General features: G+C 66.2%; 14 protein-coding genes. 7 read left to right on the plus strand and 7 right to left on the minus strand.

The features are described from left to right. Positions 1-64: 64 nt before the first annotated feature. From OHQ90_RS02750 to OHQ90_RS02760, 3 genes are all read right to left on the minus strand, one after another. A complete protein-coding gene (locus tag OHQ90_RS02750) occupies positions 65-877 on the minus strand; it encodes an SDR family NAD(P)-dependent oxidoreductase (RefSeq protein WP_328406991.1) in 813 nt (270 codons plus the stop codon). A gap of 24 nt (positions 878-901) precedes the next feature. Further along, positions 902-1,993 (minus strand): hypothetical protein, encoded by a 1,092-nt coding sequence (locus OHQ90_RS02755; protein WP_328406992.1) that lies wholly within the window; start codon positions 1,991-1,993, stop codon positions 902-904. 95 nt (positions 1,994-2,088) lie between these two features. Beyond that, entirely contained in the window at positions 2,089-2,892 is an 804-nt protein-coding gene (locus OHQ90_RS02760; protein WP_328406993.1) for a DUF5666 domain-containing protein, read from the minus strand. 160 nt (positions 2,893-3,052) lie between these two features. Between OHQ90_RS02760 and OHQ90_RS02765 the strand changes: the two genes are divergently transcribed. The 4 genes from OHQ90_RS02765 (at position 3,053) to OHQ90_RS02780 (ending at position 8,858) form a co-directional block, all read left to right on the plus strand. Next, positions 3,053-5,647, plus strand: coding sequence for a helix-turn-helix transcriptional regulator (locus OHQ90_RS02765; protein ID WP_328406994.1), 2,595 nt, complete (start codon positions 3,053-3,055; stop codon positions 5,645-5,647). A gap of 209 nt (positions 5,648-5,856) precedes the next feature. Continuing rightward, entirely contained in the window at positions 5,857-6,294 is a 438-nt protein-coding gene (locus OHQ90_RS02770) for a hypothetical protein (protein ID WP_328406995.1), read from the plus strand. Positions 6,295-6,397: 103 nt separating this feature from the next. Continuing rightward, on the plus strand, positions 6,398-7,609 hold the full coding sequence (locus tag OHQ90_RS02775) for an FxsB family cyclophane-forming radical SAM/SPASM peptide maturase (RefSeq protein WP_328406996.1): 1,212 nt from the start codon (positions 6,398-6,400) through the stop codon (positions 7,607-7,609). Positions 7,610-7,619: 10 nt separating this feature from the next. Then, positions 7,620-8,858 carry an MFS transporter gene (locus OHQ90_RS02780; protein WP_328406998.1) on the plus strand — a complete coding sequence of 413 codons (1,239 nt, stop codon included), beginning with the start codon at positions 7,620-7,622 and terminating at the stop codon, positions 8,856-8,858. A 22-nt stretch (positions 8,859-8,880) separates the two neighbouring features. Here the strand turns inward: OHQ90_RS02780 and clpB are convergent, their stop codons facing one another. Continuing rightward, positions 8,881-11,436 carry an ATP-dependent chaperone ClpB gene (clpB, locus tag OHQ90_RS02785; RefSeq protein ID WP_328412489.1) on the minus strand — a complete coding sequence of 852 codons (2,556 nt, stop codon included), beginning with the start codon at positions 11,434-11,436 and terminating at the stop codon, positions 8,881-8,883. Between the two features lie 283 nt (positions 11,437-11,719). Between clpB and OHQ90_RS02790 the strand changes: the two genes are divergently transcribed. The 3 genes from OHQ90_RS02790 (at position 11,720) to OHQ90_RS02800 (ending at position 14,944) form a co-directional block, all read left to right on the plus strand. Further along, a complete protein-coding gene (locus tag OHQ90_RS02790) occupies positions 11,720-12,655 on the plus strand; it encodes an NADP-dependent oxidoreductase (RefSeq protein ID WP_328406999.1) in 936 nt (311 codons plus the stop codon). 306 nt (positions 12,656-12,961) lie between these two features. After that, positions 12,962-14,125 (plus strand): FAD-binding oxidoreductase, encoded by a 1,164-nt coding sequence (locus OHQ90_RS02795; protein WP_328407000.1) that lies wholly within the window; start codon positions 12,962-12,964, stop codon positions 14,123-14,125. Between the two features lie 60 nt (positions 14,126-14,185). After that, positions 14,186-14,944 carry an FAD-binding oxidoreductase gene (locus tag OHQ90_RS02800; protein ID WP_328412491.1) on the plus strand — a complete coding sequence of 253 codons (759 nt, stop codon included), beginning with the start codon at positions 14,186-14,188 and terminating at the stop codon, positions 14,942-14,944. 563 nt (positions 14,945-15,507) lie between these two features. On the opposite strand, the gene OHQ90_RS02805 is transcribed toward OHQ90_RS02800, so the two are convergent. From OHQ90_RS02805 to dnaJ, 3 genes are all read right to left on the minus strand, one after another. After that, a complete protein-coding gene (locus tag OHQ90_RS02805) occupies positions 15,508-16,677 on the minus strand; it encodes a globin domain-containing protein (protein ID WP_328407001.1) in 1,170 nt (389 codons plus the stop codon). A gap of 532 nt (positions 16,678-17,209) precedes the next feature. Then, positions 17,210-17,623 carry a heat shock protein transcriptional repressor HspR gene (locus tag OHQ90_RS02810; protein ID WP_328407002.1) on the minus strand — a complete coding sequence of 138 codons (414 nt, stop codon included), beginning with the start codon at positions 17,621-17,623 and terminating at the stop codon, positions 17,210-17,212. Next, a complete protein-coding gene (gene dnaJ / locus OHQ90_RS02815; protein ID WP_328407003.1) occupies positions 17,623-18,795 on the minus strand; it encodes a molecular chaperone DnaJ in 1,173 nt (390 codons plus the stop codon). Before dnaJ ends, OHQ90_RS02810 begins: the two co-directional genes overlap by 1 nt. Positions 18,796-18,900: the final 105 nt, after the last annotated feature.

An 18,900-nucleotide genomic window follows, 5' to 3' on the forward strand; every position in this document is an offset into this window, starting at 1 on the left:
TCGCATGGGCGGGGCCCTCCGTGGTTACGCGTGCGCTGCCGCCTCCGGGCCTGACCGCCTATGCCTAAGTTCTTCCGCGTGCGTTGAACAGGCCGCGATTCATTCGGGCCGCCAGGGTTCGCGGGATCATTCCGGCGACGGTGGTGAGTGCTTTGTACTGCACGCCGGGCACGCTGAGCACCCGGTCCTTCTCCAGGTCACGCAGCGAACCGGCGACAACCTGATCGACACTCAGCCACAACGGTTTCGGCAGCGAAGACATCTCGATGCCGGCTCGCTCATGGAATTCGGTGCGCACGAAGCCCGGGCACAAGGCCTGGATCCGAACACCGGTTCCGGCCAGTCCGCCCGCCAACCCTTCGGTGAAGGATACGACGTAGGCCTTCGACGCCGAATACGTCGACCCGCGTCCCGGGATCAGACCGGCGACACTGGCCACGTTGACGATCGACCCCTTCGCCGCGGCGATCATCGGCGGCAGCGCGGCCCTGGTGAGCTGCAGCACTGCGGTGACATTGACATCCAACTGTGCCTGTAGCTGCTCCGGCGCCAACGTCCAGAACTCCCCGGAATGCGCGAATCCGGCGTTGTTGACCAGGAATTCGACACCCTCGGCCGCTCGCGCCGCGACCCGCTCACGATCCGCGGCAGCGGCCAGGTCGGCGGCGAGCACCTCCGAACGGGTAGCGAACTTCCGATCCAGTTCCGCCGCGAGCCCGGCAAGGCGCTGCTCGTCGCGGGCGACGAGCACCAGGTCGTAGCCGAGTGAGGCAAGTCGCACGGCGTACCCGTGCCCGATACCGGAGGTCGGTCCGGTGATCAATGCGACAGGACGGGTCGCGCCGGGCAGGCGCGCGGGAACAGGACTATCGGTCATGTCTGCGCAATCTGTGACAGCCGCTCACTGCGGTACAGGTCCCTGGTATGGGCGGAATCCCGGATGGAAGGGGCCACCGGGCTGCTCCGGTGCTTCATCGATCGGTGGCCATGCGTCGTCCGCCTCGGCGGTGACGTGCGGCGACTCGTCGTCGGCCGACCAGCGGTCCGCGCGTGGACGGGAACGAGCGTCGGGCACCACCGCGAGCGACGGCCTGCGCGGCGGGTCCTGGACGGCCGCCGCCGACGGTGCGCGCTGCTCGGGCTCCTCGTCCGGATCGTCGTAGGCGGCAGCGTTATAACTCGGCTTCTTGTATCCGGACTTGTCGAAGCCTGTTTGCTCGTACTCGGAATCGTCGTACTCGGAATCATCTTCCGGCGACGCCACCCGGCCGGCCCCGATCGGACCATCCTGCTCACCGCGCTCGTCGGGCTCGTCATGACGCGTGCGGGTGCGCGGATGCGGGCGGCCGGGGTCGTGGTCACCGGAGTCCATTCCCAGCACATCGCTGACCGGCGGCAACACGTGCAGCAGACCGGAAAGCCGCAGCACCGCGTCGATGGTGGTTTCCCAATCCCGCGCGATGGTGCCGACATTCAGCATGCCGAGTGTCCAGTTGCCCTCGCTCCACAACATCTGCACCGTGTCGGGCAGCGTCTCGATAAAGGCGACCATCCGCTGGTCGACGGCGTGCCTGGCGATTTCCGGATTGGTCGCGAAAACCACCCGGTCACCGATGGCGCCGAGTAGTTCCAGGTCGGCGTCCTTGGGCGGTGACGCGGTCTTGAGCCGCATGTCGACGTCGATATCCGAGCCGATCTGCCGCCGCACCGCGACCAGCGTCGCCGCGTCTTCCAGATCGAAGAGCACGAACTTCTCGCCCTTGCGGATACCGGACACCACATCCACCGCGGAGAGGTAGCCGAGCTTGGCCAACGCACCGCGGCGCCAGGTCGACGCAAGTGCCGGTTCCACCGACACGTACGTGTATCCCTGGGATTTCGCCCAGACCTGGCGCGCATGACCGGTCCGCTGTCGTTGGACCCGATCGAAATACAGCAGCACGATCGCACCTACCAGCGCGATCGCCGCCAACCCGAACCACAATGCCGTCATCGGTGCCTAGCCTAATCGTCCGTGCCGGACGGAGTCCGACATTGGGCCCGCGCCGGGCCGAGCGAAGGCGAGGAACTCGCCGGATGTCGGGTCGCTCATCTCGGTCCTCCCGGCAACGAGGTGCTGATGATGACTCTGGCCTGGATCGACCCGTCCGCGGTCTTGTCGCCTTGGATGACGACCATGTCGCCGACGGGCAGATCGGCGGCCTTGATCGCGGACAGCGAGATCACCTGAGTGTTGGTGTCGGTGTGCACGGTGACCGAGCCGCCCGTCATCGTATTCAGGGTCAGGGTGCCGCCGTTGTTGGCGCTGATAGTGCCCATGGTCGCGCCGAGTTCGTCGATATTGCCGAGCCCGGGGATGCTGGGGATCGTCGCGGTGGACTGACCCGACCTCGGCGTGCCCGTCGCTCTGGCCGGGCCCGGTAGCGTCGAGGTACTCGCGGCGCTCGACGCCGAGTCGTCACCCCCGAGCATCAGCCCGGCGGCCACACCGACCACCGCGACCAGCGCGACGACGCCGAGCGTGAGCGCGACCCACAGTCCCGTGTTCCGTTTGGGTGGCTGCGGTGGGCCGGGCGCGACCATGCCACCTCGGCCCGGCATCGCGCCTGTGTCCTGCAGTGTCGGATCGGCCCACTGCTGGCCGTGGGGGCTCTCGTAAGCACCCCACTGGTTGTCGTGGGGCGGAAACTCGCGAGTGGCGTTCAGCGGCGGCGGCGTCCACGCCTCGAACTGCTCGGTGGCCGGATACGCCGGGCCCGCGCCATGACCGTATGCCTCGGTGTACTCCGTCGTGTGCGCAGGCGGCTCGAATCCGGACTTGTCCGGATTACCGAGATGCTCGGTCGGAGCATCCTCCGGCCGCTGCGCCCACGGATCGTCCCGGTTCGTCATGGCGTCCAGGGTAGGCCGGGTCGGGCCGGCAGGCAGTCAGACCTGGCCATCCGGCGCGCGGGTCGCGCCCGCGACGGTGTTCGGAAACCTTTACTCATTCTTAGGTTTGCCACCAGAATTGGGGATTCGGAAATGTTGCGGGCCAGCTACTTTGGATAACGTGTTATATGGCCGGGTCGAAGAACAGTTACGGATCCGGGCACTGCTGAACGGCGCTGCGGCGGGACAAAGTGTCGCACTGCTGATTGTCGCCGACTCGGGCGCCGGAAAGTCCGTGTTGCTGGATCTCGCGGCTAGAATGGCAGGCAATTCCTGGCTGGTGTTGCGCTGCGCGGGCATCGAGAACGCACCGGAATCGCCGTTCGGCGGGCTGCGGCTGCTGCTCGCGCCCGCGCTCGGCCACATCGACAGACTGCCGGGGCAACAACGTGCGGCACTCGAGGTGCTCGACATGCCACACGCGGCCGATCGCACGCAGGTCGCTATCGCCGCGATGTCGCTGCTTGCGGAGCTCTCCAGCATCCAACCGGTGCTGTGCCTGATCGACGATGTGCACTGGCTCGATCAGCCATCCACCGAGGTGCTGCTGTTCGCCGCGGAGCGCCTCGGGCCCGAGCGGATCGCGGTCCTGTTCGCGGGACGACCGGAGTTCTCCGGGCACTGCCTGCCCGAGATGCGATTGCAGCCGCTGGGTGACGCGGCCCAGCGCACGCTGGCGGCAGCACGAACGACAAAGCCACGCGACCGCGCGACCACGCCGCGGATCGGTGGTCGCAACCACGTAGTCGACAGGCCCGATTGCGCCCGAATGGCGGTGCTGGTTGCGGCCACCGAGGAAACCGGTGATCTGGATTTGGTGTTGCGGGTCCTCGCCGATCTCGGTTTGACGGTCGACGCGTTGGAGGCTGCCGAACGGTCCGGCGTGGTGATCGTGATGAACCAATCGGTCAGTTTTCCGAATCCGATCGAGCGCGCGGCCGCTTACCGCAACGCACCGTTCACGCAGCGACTCGCGGTGCATGCGGCATTGGCCGCGGCGCTCACCGACCAACCCGACCGTCGAGCCTGGCATCTCGCCGCGGCCGCCACTGGGCCCGACGAAACAGCGGCCGCCGCGTTGGAGGCGGTCGCACGGCGCGCGCGCACCAGCACCGGATACGCCCGCGCGGCGACAGCATGGGAGCGAGCAGCCCGGCTCAGCCCCGACCCGGCCGACCGGGCCTGCCGCCTGGTCGCCGCAGCCGAAGCGGCCCTGGACGCCGGCCAACACCAGCGAGCCCTCGAACTGGCGGATGAGACGGTCCATTCGATGGACGCGGGGCCGGAAGATCGGGCTCGGTTGGCCATCGTCCGAGCCCGTAACGAATTCGACCGCGGCTCGCTGCGCGCCGCACACCGGCTGCTTGTCGATGGCGCCGCGGACCTCGCGTCCGTGAAACCGCATCATGCGGCACGGCTGCTGATCGGCGCCGCCACCGCGGCATGGACCACGGGAGATCTGTCGGCGGTGGCCGCCGCCCGGATAACAATGGCCGAGCTCGATCTCGAAGAGCAGCAGGCGCCTTGCCTCGCCACGGTGGACGGCTTGCTCGCGCTGCAATCCAGTGATCACGCCGCTGGGGTGCGGCTCATTCGGACGAGCGTGCGACGCATCAGGTCCATGCGCCCCAGCGCGCCGACGACACTGGTCGCGATGGCAAACCAGGCCACTGCCGCAGGTGACCTCGATGACGCCCGCGACATCTTGGTCGAGCTGGCTCGGACGTGCAGGGAGCTCGCGATGGACGGCTCGCTGCCCGCTGTCAACGGCGCACTCGGGACCGTCGAGATGCTGCTCGGCCACTTCCGGGAAGCGGAGGTGGCGCTGAGCGAGGGTGTGCGCATCGCGCAGGAGGGGAACCAACCGAACCGGATCGGCCAGGCGGAGTCGATTCTGGCTGTCATCGCCGCTATCAGCGGCGAGGAAGAACGCTGCCGCATGCTCACCAAACAGGCCTTGCGCCAAGCCAGTACCGATTTCAACGCCATCGATATCGCACACATCGAGTGGGCGCTCGGACTGCTCGACCTCGCCTACGGTCGCTACGAGGCGTCGATCGATCGGTTCGAGGCGCTGTGGGAGCGGCCGGACCGCGCCCTCGGTCAATGGATTCATCTCATGAGCGATCGCGTGGAGGCGGCGGTTCGACTGCGCAGTCCGGAACGCGCGGTCGAACCGATGGCCGCGCTCGAACAGTGGTTCACCGCAACACATTCACCGTGGATCCAAGCGCATCTACTGCGCTGTCGCGGGATGCTCGACGGCAACGGCGAGGCATACGCTCGCGCACTGGAACTGCACGCCGCCGAACAACGCTGGTTCGACCACGCCCGCACCGCGCTCCTGTACGGCGAATGGCTACGGCGCGACCGCTCCAAGACCAAGGCGCGTTCGGTGCTGCGCGGCGCGATGAGCATCTTCGAGCGGCTCTATGCCTGGCCCTGGGCCGAACGGGCCCGCACCGAGCTCCGCGCTGCCGGCGAGGCGATCGTGCCGACCGGATGCGATCTGGCCGCGCTGCTCACACCGCAAGAACTCCAGGTGGTGCGACTCGCGGCGGCGGGCGCGACGAACAAGGAGATCGGCGCTCGGCTGTTACTGAGCCCTAAAACCGTTGCGCACCATCTCTATCGAGCCTTTCCCAAACTGGGCGTCACCAGCAGGAACGGACTTGCCCGAGTCGATTTCGGGAGCGGCGCTTCCAACGAAGCCTGACGAGATCTCTGGTAGTTGGTCGGTCAGATGCCCGAACGTTGTCTGATACCGCAGCTGGTTTCGCGGACGTAGCGTCCTGCCTGGGACTGCCGGCAACAGCTGGAGCATCCGTGAGAAACGTGCTGTCACACGCTATCCGGGCATACAGCCCCAAGCCGGCCGACTACAAGTCGAGGTCGGCCGATCACCTTTGTTGGTAAGGAATCGCCATGACAACAACACTCACCGCTCCGACCGGCGCCGCGGCCGGAATCGGTCTTGCCGAACTGGTCGGAAAGCTCTCGACCGGGTCCGCTGTGCATCCCGCGCTGCAGCGTCATCTGACTCCGCTCATCGACGGCGAAGGCCACGCGTTCAACTCGGCGATCGCCAACGACGACCACGCCTTCAACTCGGCCATCGCCAACGACGACCACGCCTTCAACTCGGCCATCGCCAACGACGACCACGCCTTCAACTCGGCCATCGCCAACGACGACCACGCCTTCAACTCGGCCATCGCCAACGACGACCACGCCTTCAACTCGGCCATCGCCAACGACGACCACGCCTTCAACTCGGCTATCACCAACGAAGGCCACGCTTTCAACTCCTTCATCAGCAACAAGGACCACGCCTTCAACTCCTTCATCAGCCCGAACCTGTAGTCCGACGCAACAGGCCGAACTCCGGGTGGCCCCGGCGCGTCCGTTTCGGCGCGCCGGGGTCCGCCGGCGGAGTCGACCGGACATCGCCAAGGAGGCGAAGAAGATGAATCCCGAGGGCGCATCGTGGCCTACGGTCGGACTGGACGTCGAAGGGTTGCGCCGAATCGGTTGGCAGCCGCTTCCTTTCGTCGAGTACGTCATGAAGATCCACAGTCGCTGCAACCTGGCCTGCGACTACTGCTACGTCTATGAAATGGCCGACCAGAGCTGGCGCGACCAACCCAAGAACATGGACGATCGGGTATTCACCGACTCCTGCAAGACAATCGCCGAGCACGCGCGTCGCTTCGCGTTGCCTGCGGTGAATCTGGTGATGCACGGCGGCGAACCGCTACTCGTCGGATACGAGAAGCTGGAGTACTTCGCCCGGTCGGCGCGCGAGCTGCTGGAGCCGATCACCAAGGTGCGCTTAGGAATCCAGACCAACGGTGTGCTGATCGACAAGGAGTTCCTTCGGATCTGCGACCGTTGGGGCATCCAAGTCGGCGTCAGCCTCGACGGCGACCGCAAGGCCAATGATCGCCACCGGAAGTATCGCCGTGGCACGGGCAGCTTCGATGATGTCGCCAAAGGGCTGGAGCGGCTCATCGGCGGCGACCATCGACATCTGTACTCCGGTCTCCTGTGCACGGTCGATGTCGAGAACGATCCGATCGAAACCTATGAGGCACTCGTACAATTCGGCCCCCCCGCGCTGGATTTCCTTTTGCCCCACGGCAACTGGACTACACCGCCACCGGCCAAGACCGCCGACGCCACCACTACGCCCTACGCCGACTGGCTGATCCCGATCTTCGACCGCTGGTACGCCGCTCCCGAGGTAGAGACCAGGGTCCGGCTCTTCGATGTGGTGATAAAACTGCTGCTCGGTCGCAACGCCTCGACGGAGGCGGTCGGCCTGGCACCGGTCCGCCTCGCGGTGTTCGAGACCGACGGGACCCTGGAACAGGTCGACGAGTTGAAGTCGGCTTTCGCGGGCGCCACCAAGATCGAGCAGGCAGCGACCGGGAACCCGCTCGATGAAGCGCTGTGGGATCCGCATGTCATCGCTCGGCAGATCGGTATCGAGGCATTGAGCGACACCTGCCGGGCCTGCCCCCTCCACAATGTCTGCGGCGGCGGACACTACGTGCACCGGTATCGCGAGGGCACCGGTTTCCGGAATCCCTCGATCTATTGCGCCGATCTCGTGAAGTTGATCCGCCACATCGAATCCAGCATCAGGGCCGACATCACGGCAGCGGCCGTCGGGTGATGGTGTTCGATTGAACAGCAAGGGAATTCACACGAACAAGGCGTTCGTATTGCTGTGGTCCGGCAATGTTGTTTCGCTGACCGGCTTCTTCGGCATTCGCATCGCCTACCCGCTGCTGGTGCTTTCGGTCACCGGTTCCGTGACGCTCGTGGGCTGGGCGGGGTTCGTGATCACGGTGCCGAGCCTGATTTTTCAGATTCCGGCAGGCATCGCGGCCGATTATTCGGACCGGCGGCGCACCCTGCTGATCTGCCAACTGTCCGGATTGACCGCGACCTCCGTCGCCGCCCTGGTCATCGTTCTGAACGTGCCGAATCCGGGGCCGTTCCTCATCGTCGCGGCCTTCGTCGAGGGCACCGCCTGTGTCTTCTTCACCCTCAGCGAATTGGGTGCGATTCGTGACGTCGTCGACAGCGAACAGCGCCCCGCGGCGTTCTCGTTCTTCGAGGCGGAGCAGCCCATCGGCTCCGTGCTCGGCCGCGCGCTGGGCGCGGCCGCCTTTGGCATGGCACGGTGGCTGCCGTTCGTCATCAATGCCGTCTCGTACCTGTTCTGCCTGGCGACACTTTCGGCGATTCGCGGCGACTTCGCGGCGCGAAAGCCGGAAGGTGACCGGCCCAGCGGCGGACGCTGGAGCGTCGCGTGGGAGGGCGTGCGGATCGTATGGACCGAGCCGTTCCTGCGTGCCTCGACGGCGATCAGCGGGCTGTCGAACATGGTCATCCAGGTCGTCATCCTGTTGGTGATCTTCGAGATCGGCACCAGCGGCCGGCCGGTGTGGACGGTCGGCGTGGTGCTCGGTGCGGCTGGTGTCGGCGGCATTCTCGGCTCGTTCGCTGCGGCACGGCTCACCACCCGATTCAGTGCGCACGCGGTGTATCGCGGTTCGCTGTGGGCATGGACAGCGCTCCTATTGCCAATCGCCATCAGCTCGAACCCCGCGATCATGGCGGTGTCATGGTGCGGCATCGGTGCGGTCGGGACCGTAGTGAATGTGGCGCTGACACTCTTTCGGGTACGCGTTATCCCCGAAGACACGCTCGGCAGAGCGGTCGGCGCCGGCAATATCGTGACCGACGGCGCCGTCGCGCTCGGGGCGCTGCTCGCGGGCTATGTGCTGACCGCGCTCGGCGCCGCCACCACCGGATGGGCGCTGGTCGGCGCCATGCTCGTCCTCGCGATCGGCGGTAGCCTCGTCGGCCGCAACCGCGAAGCTCCGCTCGCCGAGACACCCGCACGGGTCGAGTGATCCTCGGCGAGCGACGCCGCGCTTACTTGCCGACGATGAGGCTCTCCCCGTTCGGTGTCACGCTCACCTTGACCGTGTCGCCGTCGGTGATCTCACCGGCCAGCAGTTCCTTGGCCAGGGTATCGCCGATGGCCTGCTGGATCAGCCTGCGCAGCGGCCGTGCACCGTAGACCGGGTCGTAGCCGCGTACCGCAAGCCAGAACCGTGCCGAATCGCTGACATCCAGCTTCAGCCTGCGCTGCGACAGCCGCTGCTGCAGCTGGTCGAGCTGGATGTCGACGATGGATTCCAGCTGCTCCTCGTCGAGCGGGTGGAACATGACCACATCGTCGAGGCGGTTGAGGAACTCTGGCTTGAACGCCGCGCGCACCGCGTTCATCACGAACTCCCGATCGCCGCCGGCACCGAGATTCGAGGTGAGGATCAGGATGGTGTTGCGGAAGTCGACCGTGCGACCTTGGCCGTCGGTCAGCCGACCCTCGTCGAGCACGGCGAGCAGGATGTCGAAGACATCCGGGTGCGCCTTCTCGATCTCGTCGAACAGCACCACGGTGTAGGGCCTGCGCCGCACCGCCTCGGTGAGCTGGCCGCCCTGGTCATAACCGACATAGCCGGGCGGCGCACCGACGAGCCTGGCCACCGCGTGCTTCTCGCTGTACTCGCTCATATCGATGCGGACCATGGCGCGTTCGTCGTCGAACAGGAAGTCCGCCAACGCCTTTGCCAACTCCGTCTTACCGACGCCGGTCGGGCCGACGAACAGGAACGAGCCGGTCGGGCGGTTCGGGTCGGCGACGCCCGCGCGCGCGCGTCGCACCGCGTCCGACACTGCCTGCACCGCCTCCGGTTGGCCGACAACGCGCTTGCCGAGCTCGTCCTCCATCCGGAGCAGTTTCTGGGTTTCCCCCTCCATCAGCCTGCCGACCGGGATGCCGGTCCAGGCCGCCACCACCTCGGCGATGTCATCGGGACCGACCTCTTCCTTGAGCATCACCTCGCCGTCACCGGCTGCGGCAGAAGCCTTTTCGGCCTCGGCGAGCTGCTTCTCCAGCGCCGGGATCCGGCCGTAGCGCAGCTCGGCGGCCTTGCCGAGGTCACCGTCGCGTTCGGCGCGCTCGGATTCACCGCGCAGGGTTTCCAGTTCCTCCTTGAGGACCCGGACCTGGTCGATCGCGCTCTTCTCGTTCTGCCAGCGGGTCATCAGCTGGTTGAGCTTCTCCCGATCGTCGGCGAGCTCCTGGCGCAGTTTCTCCAGACGCTGCTTGGAGGCATCGTCGGTTTCCTTGCTCAGCGCGACTTCCTCGATCTCCAGCCGCCGCACCGCGCGCTCGACCTCATCGATTTCGACAGGGCGGGAATCGATTTCCATGCGCAGCCGCGATGCCGACTCGTCGACGAGGTCGATTGCCTTGTCGGGCAGGAACCGGGAGGTGATGTAGCGGTCGCTGAGGGTGGCCGCGGCGACGAGCGCGGAGTCGGTGATGCGCACGCCGTGGTGCACCTCGTAGCGCTCCTTGATGCCGCGCAGGATGCCGATGGTGTCCTCCACCGACGGCTCGCCGACCAGCACCTGTTGGAAGCGGCGTTCCAGTGCGGCGTCCTTTTCGATGTGCTTGCGGTACTCATCCAGGGTGGTGGCGCCGACCATCCGCAGCTCACCGCGGGCCAGCATGGGCTTGATCATGTTGCCCGCGTCCATCGCGGATTCCCCGGTCGCGCCCGCGCCGACAATGGTGTGCAGCTCATCGATGAAGGTGATGATCTGTCCCGCACTGTTCTTGATGTCCTCGAGCACGGCCTTGAGCCGCTCCTCGAACTCGCCGCGGTACTTCGCGCCCGCAACCATCGCGCCGAGATCGAGCGAGACAACGGACTTGCCGCGCAACGACTCCGGCACATCACCTGCCACGATGCGCTGGGCGAGGCCCTCCACGATCGCGGTCTTGCCGACGCCCGGTTCGCCGATGAGCACCGGGTTGTTCTTGGTGCGACGGCTCAGCACCTGCACGACGCGGCGGATTTCGTTGTCACGGCCGATCACCGGGTCGAGCTTGCCCGCGCGGGCCGCCTCGGTGAGGTCGGTGGAGTACTTCTCCAGCGCCTGGTAGCTGCCCTCGGGGTCCGGGCTGGTCACTCTGGCACTGCCGCGCACTGTGGTGAATGCCTCGCGCAGCGCGTCGGCGCTGGCGCCGTATTTGATGAGCAACATCGTCACGTCCGAGTCGCCGGCGGCCAGGCCGACCAGGACATGCTCGGTGGAGACGTATTCATCGCCCAGCTCGGTGGCCAGGCGCTGGGCGGCCGTGATGGCAGCCAGGGCTTCGCGGCCGAGTTGCGGGGTCGTGGTCGCGCCGGTCGCCCTCGGCAGCCGGTCGACGATGTCCTGCGCTTCGCGACGGACCGTTGCCGGATCTACCGCGACAGCCTTGAGCAAGGGGGCGGCGATGCCGTCGGTTTGATCCAGCAACGCCACCAGCAAGTGCGCCGGACGAATCTCCGGATTACCCGCGGCGGACGCCGCTTGCAGCGCGGCGGTCAACGCCGCCTGGGTCTTGGTGGTGGGATTGAACGAGTCCACGGTCACCTTCCTACTAGTCGATGTGCACGGCACCGAGGGTTCGCATTCCGCTCGACGCACGATGGGTCGCGCGGCTCGCTGCCGTTCCTCACCGTTCAACGTTGGAAAGGTTGAGTCTGTTCCGCTCAACTTTGAAATTCTTCCAGCCTCTCGGCTCTTGACAAACGCTACGCCGCGACACCGTCGAATGCGATGAATCACGACGTCGGTGGTGTATGGATACCTACGACGGCGGTTGCCGTCGGATGCGTCACCTCTTCTCCCAATTACAAGGAGCGAACAGATGCGCGCGATCGTGGTACGGAATTTCGGAGCAACACCCGAGTTGACCGACATGCCGGTGCCCGAGCCCGGCGCAGGCAAGGTCCGCGTGCAGTTGGAGGCGGCCGGGGTCAACCCGTTCGATCAGCGGATGGCCACCGGATACCTGGACGGGAAGATGCCGCACGACTTTCCGATGATCCTCGGCGTCGACGGCGCGGGCACGGTGTCCGCGGTCGGGCCGGGCGTCAGCAGGTTCGCCGTCGGCGACCGCGTGGTCGGCAAGTTCCTCACGTCCCCGGCGGGCCACGGCAGCTTCGCCGAGTACGCGGTGTTGCCGGAGACCGGCGCGCTCGCGCGGATCCCGGACGGCATCCCGACCGGCGCGGCCGCGGCACTGCCGACCGCGGGCGTCACCGCACAGGACATTGTGGACGCCACCCGGATCCAGCCGGGCCAGACGGTGCTGGTGGTCGGCGCGACCGGCGGCGTCGGCTCCTTCCTCGTGCAACTGGCGAACATGGCAGGCGCCCACGTCATCGCCACCGCACGTGGCGACGCGGCCGATCAGACGACGCGCCTCGGCGCGGCCGAAACCGTCGACTACACCCAAGGCTCGGTCACCGTGCAGGTCGCGGCCGCCCATCCCGCCGGCATCGACGTGCTGTTCGACGTGGTGAGCCCGCCCGAAGCACTCACCGAGCTGACCACGCTGGTCCGCGACGGCGGCACCGTCTATTCCACCATCTGGTCCGCCGACGAAGCGGCGCTGCGCGAGCGCGGCATCAAGGGCGGCAATATCGAGTCCTCCGGCGGCGCACCGGAATTGACTCGCCTGATGAAACGCGTCGCCGAAGGCGATGTGGTCGTGCCGATCGACGCGACCGTGCCGCTGGCCGAGGCGCCGTCGGTGATCGGCGCTACGGGTGCGCGCGGCAAGACAGTGCTGACCATCTGAAGCGTGATGTGCGCAGGCCCAGCTGCCGGCGATAGCGTGCCGGTCGTTCGAAGGACGGTCGAACAGATCCACCGAAATGCCGAACCGGTCGCGCCCGCGGTCCGCACAAACGTCAGTGAATAACGCCTGCTACAACCTGTGCGACAGGCCCGCCGCGCGCGGTGTTTGCCCACCGATTACCGTTGGCCGAGCCGTGATGGGCCATACCCACACGACCACGGGATTTTCGGGGATACTTGACCGCGGAGGACCGCCGGTTACGGGTATGTCCTCGGGCAGCAATCAGAGGAAAGGGAGCTCGACGTCGTGGATGCGCGTTCGGCTGCGCTGGTCCGCGCCAACTTCCGTTCGGTGATCTCCTCACCCAACGGACCCGAGCGGTTGATCAGTGCGTTTTATGGTCACCTCTTCGCGGAAAACCCCCAACTGCGCGAGCTGTTTCCGCCTGCCATGGATATGCAGGCAAAACGGCTGGTGACGGCCATCCAGTATGTGCTCGACCATCTGGAGGACTGGGAGCGGGCGCAGAGGTTTCTCGAGCAGCTGGCTCGTGACCATCGCAAGTACGGCGTATTGCCCGGGCACTACGATGCCGCAGGCCGGGCGCTGCTGGCCGCCTGTCGTAGTTTCAACTACAACAATGGCGTCTGGAATCGCGCGCTCGAGGAGGGCTGGCGCGACATCACCATCCTCATCTCCGCCTCCATGGCCATCGGAGCCAACTCCGACAAGTCGCGCCCGTCCTGGGAAGCGACGGTCGTCGGCCATCGCCGGGTGCTGGAGGACTTGGCGATCGTGCGGCTGCAGTCCGAGAGCCCGATCCCGTATCAGGCCGGACAGTACGTGCCGATCGTAGTGCCACAGCGACCGAAGATGTGGCGCTATCTCTCGCCCGCGATTCCGGCAAATCCCTACGGCGAGATCGAATTCCACGTCCGCAAGATCCGCGGCGGCTGGGTGAGTCCCGCGATCGTGAACGAAACCCGCGTCGGCGACAAGTGGACGATCGCCAACCCGCTCGGCGGGCTGCACGTCGACCGGGACAGCGGTCGCGACGTGCTGCTGATCGGCGCGGGCACCGGCATCGCCCCGCTGCGCGCCCAGCTGATCGAAATGGGCCAGCGCGGCATCAACCCGCGCGTGCACTTCTTCATCGGCGGCCGCTACCCGTGCGAGTTGTACGACGTGGATAACATGTGGCAGCTCTCGCAGAGCAATCCGTGGCTCACCATCGTCCCGGTCTGCGAACAGAAGACCAACCCGTGGTGGTACCCGCATCCGCCCGCGGATGCGCCCTACGGCATGCACCGGACGCTGATCGGTAATCTCGGTGCAGTGGTCGCGAGCTTCGGTGCGTGGGCGGATCGGCAGATCCAGATCGCCGGATCGGCGCGGATGATCGCCGACACCCGCCGCGCGCTGATAGCGGTGGGCACCCCGGAGTCGATTATCAGCTCCGACCCTGTGTAGAACGAGGAGGCTCCGTTGGGGGACTTGCACGGCAACGGTGCTTCGCCCGATCACCGCACACTGCCCGATTTCGACGCCCCGCCCGAATGGAAGGCGACCGTCGTCGGCCATCATCGGCTGCGCCACGACCTCGCGGTGATCCGGCTGATCGGCGAGTTCGTGCCGTTCACCGCGGGCCAGTCCGTCGAGGTGCGGGTGCCGCAGCAGCCGAGCATGCGGCGAAGATTCTCCCCCGCCCTGCCGCCTTCGCTGGACGGCAAGCTCGAATTCCATGTTCGAACCGTGCCGGGCGGCTGGTGCAGCGGCTCCATCGTCGCCGACACCGCACCGGGTGACCAATGGCAGATCACCGCCCCGGCAGGCACGTTCGCCGTCGATCCCGACGGCGACGAGGTGGTGATGATCGCGGGCGGCACCGGCCTTGCCCCGATGCGCGCCCAGATCCTCGACCTGGCCAGGCACGAAGACCCGCCGCCCACCTACCTGTTCATCGGCGGTAGCTCCCCCCGCGACCTATACGCCGCCGACATGCTCTACCTGCTGACCGGCGAATTGCCCTGGCTCACCGTCATTCCGGTGGTAGAAACCCCGGATGATCCCGGCTGGGTCGACGACTGGTACGAACAGTCCCGCGTAGACATCGGATTCCCGCCCGACGACATGCTCCACGGCACCCTCGCCGATGTGGTCGGCTCACACGGCGCTTTCGCCAACCACCAGGTGCTCGTCTGCGGCTCCCCCGCTATGACCCGCGCAACAGTCGACCGACTCATCTCAACCGGAACCCCCGCCGAGAGAATCCAATTCGAGGGAATCTGACCAACAGACCCGCCCGGAACAGTTCGTCCAGCGCCCCGCTCCGGGCCGATTCACATGCAGCACAGGCGCATCCACCAGAGTCCCGACCATCTCCACCAACGCGCCCACTGGGCACGATGCACCCAGAGGCCTGTCCGCCCTGGGTCGGGGCATGATGTCGGCCAGCGCGGGATCATCTTCCGAGCGCAGCGCGACTGAGCACTACCGTTCGCGGCCTATCCAACCCACACCAGCCGAAGCGCGCCCACCAAAGTCGCAAGATAGCCACCGACGCCCCCACGCGGCACTATGACACCTTCGGAACACAGCGAGACCCAGCCAGAGTGCACTGCCCGTCTCATGCCGAAAACACCCGAGGCGCATCCACCAAAGTCGCAAGCTCAGCTACCAACGCCCCCACTCGGCACGATGACACCTTCCGAGCACAGCGAGACCGAGCACTAAAGTTCGCGGCCCGTCTCGCTTCCGAGCCGTCGAAGCGCATGCGACGAAGTCGCGAGTCTCGACGGCTCGGAAGCGAGACCAAGGGGGCCGCGAACACGCAGCGCCGAAGGCGCTGCAAATCAAAAGAGCGGGTCGTGGCGGATGTTCTTGGTCTGAGTGCCCGCTGCCATCAGGCGGAACTTGGTGGTCTGCACCATGGATGGCGATCCGACGATCTGGACGTCGCGGTCGGCCCACGACCCGTAGCCGGCGACGACCTTCCCGATCTGTCCGGTCATTCGTGGTTCCAGCCCCGGCCAGGTGCGCTCCGGTTCACCGGAGTCCACGTGCCACCACGGGTTTTCGTCGCTCTCGGTCACCGGTGTCACGGTGAGCCACTTATTGGCCACGGCGAGCGCACTGAGCGTTTCGAGATCGTAGAGGTCGCAGGGGTGATGTCCGCCGATGAACAGGTGCACGCGGGGATTGATCCGCCGCTGCGCCATCGCCATGAGCTGGGCGCGTAGTGGGGCGAGACCGGTGCCGCAGCCGACCATCAGCATCTTGCGCTTGCTGTTGCGTGGGATGCCGAGCCCGCCGAGGGGGGACCCGAGTAGCCACTTGTCGCCGATGTTCGTGTGGCCGACCATCGCCGGGCTGACCCAGCCGCCCAGCACGCTACGGATGTGGAATTCGATCTCGCCGTTGGCGTTCGCGGGCACGGCGGGCGACAGGTAGCGCCACATCCGCGGCCGCGACGGTATCTGCACGCTGATGTACTGGCCTGCGGCGAACTGCATCGGCTCGTCCAGTTGCAACCGCACGACGGTCAGGTTGCGCAGCACGTCGCGGCGCTCGACCACGGTCCCGGTCCACACCGCGGGCGTGGTCTCCTTCTCCGCGGCGCCGATCATGGTGTCGCCGATGATCGTCAGGCCTTCGTCCCAGGCCCGCTCCACTTCATCGGTCCACATCTCGGTGCCTGCGAAAATCCGCATCGCGGCCTTCAGCGAGTTGGCCACCGCGCCGTAATGCTCGGGCTGCACACCGTATTTGCGGTGGTCGCGGCCGAGTTGGGCCAGGAACGGTAGTAGCTTGTTCGGCTCCTCGAGCCGGTCCAGCGCGTAGGCGATGGCCTTGACCAATCGGTCACGCTGTGCATCCATCGCTGCCGGGAAGAATTCGCGAGCGTGCGGATAATCGGTGAACAAGATCGCGTAAAACGAACTTGCCAGCCTCGCGGACCCACCTTCCTCCGCAGCAACCGCCTTGAACGTCGTTCTTATCAAAGCGACAGTCCGCGAATCCATTTGTGTCACAACCCCATTTCGCACTCGTACACAAACCGAGCCGGCGAGTGAGGTGCTGCGGGACACTCGACAGCAGCCGATGCAACCGAGTGTAGGTGAGGTTTGCCAGCAACGGAATCATCCGTGAAAACATCACGCGTGAAATTCTCCTGAAACGAGGACCCGAAACGCGAAACGCCGCAGAAACCGACTGAGGGATCGATAATTTGGGTGAAATCAGTCACAGACTCACTGAATTTGTGAGATCCATTTTGCAAGATTCATCCTGATCCAGCACACCGAGCGATCGCACGGCAACTCCGAAATTTTGCCGATTACCTAGGGGTCAGCAACCTTTACGCACCCGGCTGCCCGGGCGACCGACCGGAAACCGCGAGACGACCGGCCGCCCGATCCGTCGCGCGGACAGTCGTGCGCGCCAATGGATCCGGCATCCCTCCCGCTATCGTCGCGCCTCGACGACATCGGGCCCCGGGCTTCGGTTCATGCGTGATGAACCGAAACACCGGGGCCCGATGATTGCCAGGAAGTGTCAGCGCCGATGCCGGGGCTGCCACACCACCAATGCGGTACTGCGTTGTGGCGGTGAAAGATCCGGGCGATAGCCCGCGCGCAGCCGCTCCACCTCGGCCACCAGATCGGCGACGTGCTGCTGCAATTCCGCCACCTGATTGGTGAGTTCGATAATGCGCTTGATGCCTGCGAGATTGACGCCCTCGTCCTGGGACAGCCGCTGCACCTCGCGCAGCAGCTCGACATCCCGGGCCGAGTAGCGCCTACCGCCGCCCGAAGTCCGTTGTGGCGTAACCAGTCCGAGGCGGTCATAGGTGCGCAGTGTCTGCGCGTGCATGCCCGCCAACTGTGCCGCCACCGAGATCATGAAGACCTGAGCCTCGGTACGGCCCGGATTGGGCCCACCTGACGCATTCTTCGGATCACCGGACATCACGCACCTGCCCATCCCGCACGTGGATCGAACCCGCTGGTCTTCTCCGCATCCGCGTAGCGTCGCAGCGCCTCGGAAGCATTGTCGTCCAGCTTCTGCGGCACGGCGACCTTGACGGTGACCAGCAGATCACCGGCGCCGCCGCCGGGGCCGCGCTTCGGCACGCCACGACCGCGCACCCGCAGGATGCGGCCGTCCGCAGTGCCCGGAGGCACCTTGACGCCGACGCGCCCTTCCAGCGTGGGCACCGAAACGGTTGTGCCCAACACCAATTCACTGTAACTGACCGGAAGCACCAGGGTCAGGTCGTCGCCGTTGCGGCCGAAGACCTTGTCCTGGCTGACGTGCACGGTGACGAAGAGGTCGCCCGAAGGCGCACCACGCAGCCCCGCCTCGCCCTGTCCGGCCAGCCGAATCTTCTGTCCGTCACTGACACCCGGCGGGATCCGCACCGTAATGGTGCGGGTCCGGTTCTGGATGCCACTGCCGTGGCAGTCGACGCACGGGTCGTCGATGATCGAGCCGGTGCCACGGCATTCGTCGCAGGGTTCACTGAAACCGAACGCGCCCTGGTTGCGGCTGATGACGCCGTTTCCATTGCAGATAGGACACACTCGGGGACTTGTCCCCGGCTTCGCGCCACTGCCGTGACACGTCGTACACGGTGACGGACTCGTCATCCGCAGCGGAACGGTGACACCTTGCGCGGCTTCACGGAAGCCGAGCGTGGTCTCGGTCTCCACATCGGCGCCACGGCGCGGGCGACTGCCCGCGGTCCGGGTGCCACCTCGGTTGAACAGGCCACCGAGGAGGTCGCCGAGGCCACCATCGCCCGCGTTCGCCTGACCGAAGATGTCGCCGATATTGAAGTCCTGGGAGAACCCGCCGCCCGTACCGGGGGTGAACCCGCCGCCCCGGCCATACGCACCACCACCGGCGAAAAGCTTTCGCGTTTCGTCGTACTCCTTGCGTTTGGCCGGATCCGACAGCACGGCATGCGCCTCGCTGACGGACTTGAACCGCTCCTCGGCCTTGGTGTCACCGGGATTGGCATCCGGGTGCAGGTCACGAGCGAGCTTGCGATACGCCTTCTTGATCTCGTCCTGGGAGGCGCTGGAGGAAACGCCCAGCTCCTTGTAGAAGTCCTTTTCGATCCACTCCCGTTGACTCACCGGGCATCTCCTCCTCTCACTGTGTTTGACCTGCGGCGCTCCCGGGGCCCTCCGTGGTCACGCTGCGCTACCGCCTCCAGGCCCGTCGCTCGCGCCGCTGTGCTT

Origin of the sequence: Nocardia sp. NBC_00403 (assembly GCF_036046055.1) — a bacterium.
Lineage (GTDB): Bacteria > Actinomycetota > Actinomycetes > Mycobacteriales > Mycobacteriaceae > Nocardia.

Excerpts from the sequence above, each read along its gene's own strand:
- OHQ90_RS02770 (WP_328406995.1), top strand. The coding sequence starts at position 5,857 with ATGACAACAACACTCACCGCTCCGACCGGCGCCGCGGCCGGAATCGGT.
- OHQ90_RS02790 (WP_328406999.1), top strand. The coding sequence starts at position 11,720 with ATGCGCGCGATCGTGGTACGGAATTTCGGAGCAACACCCGAGTTGACC.
- OHQ90_RS02755 (WP_328406992.1), bottom strand. The coding sequence starts at position 1,993 with ATGACGGCATTGTGGTTCGGGTTGGCGGCGATCGCGCTGGTAGGTGCG.
- OHQ90_RS02750 (WP_328406991.1), bottom strand. The coding sequence starts at position 877 with ATGACCGATAGTCCTGTTCCCGCGCGCCTGCCCGGCGCGACCCGTCCT.
- OHQ90_RS02760 (WP_328406993.1), bottom strand. The coding sequence starts at position 2,892 with ATGACGAACCGGGACGATCCGTGGGCGCAGCGGCCGGAGGATGCTCCG.
- OHQ90_RS02775 (WP_328406996.1), top strand. The coding sequence starts at position 6,398 with ATGAATCCCGAGGGCGCATCGTGGCCTACGGTCGGACTGGACGTCGAA.
- OHQ90_RS02805 (WP_328407001.1), bottom strand. The coding sequence starts at position 16,677 with ATGGATTCGCGGACTGTCGCTTTGATAAGAACGACGTTCAAGGCGGTT.
- OHQ90_RS02810 (WP_328407002.1), bottom strand. The coding sequence starts at position 17,623 with ATGTCCGGTGATCCGAAGAATGCGTCAGGTGGGCCCAATCCGGGCCGT.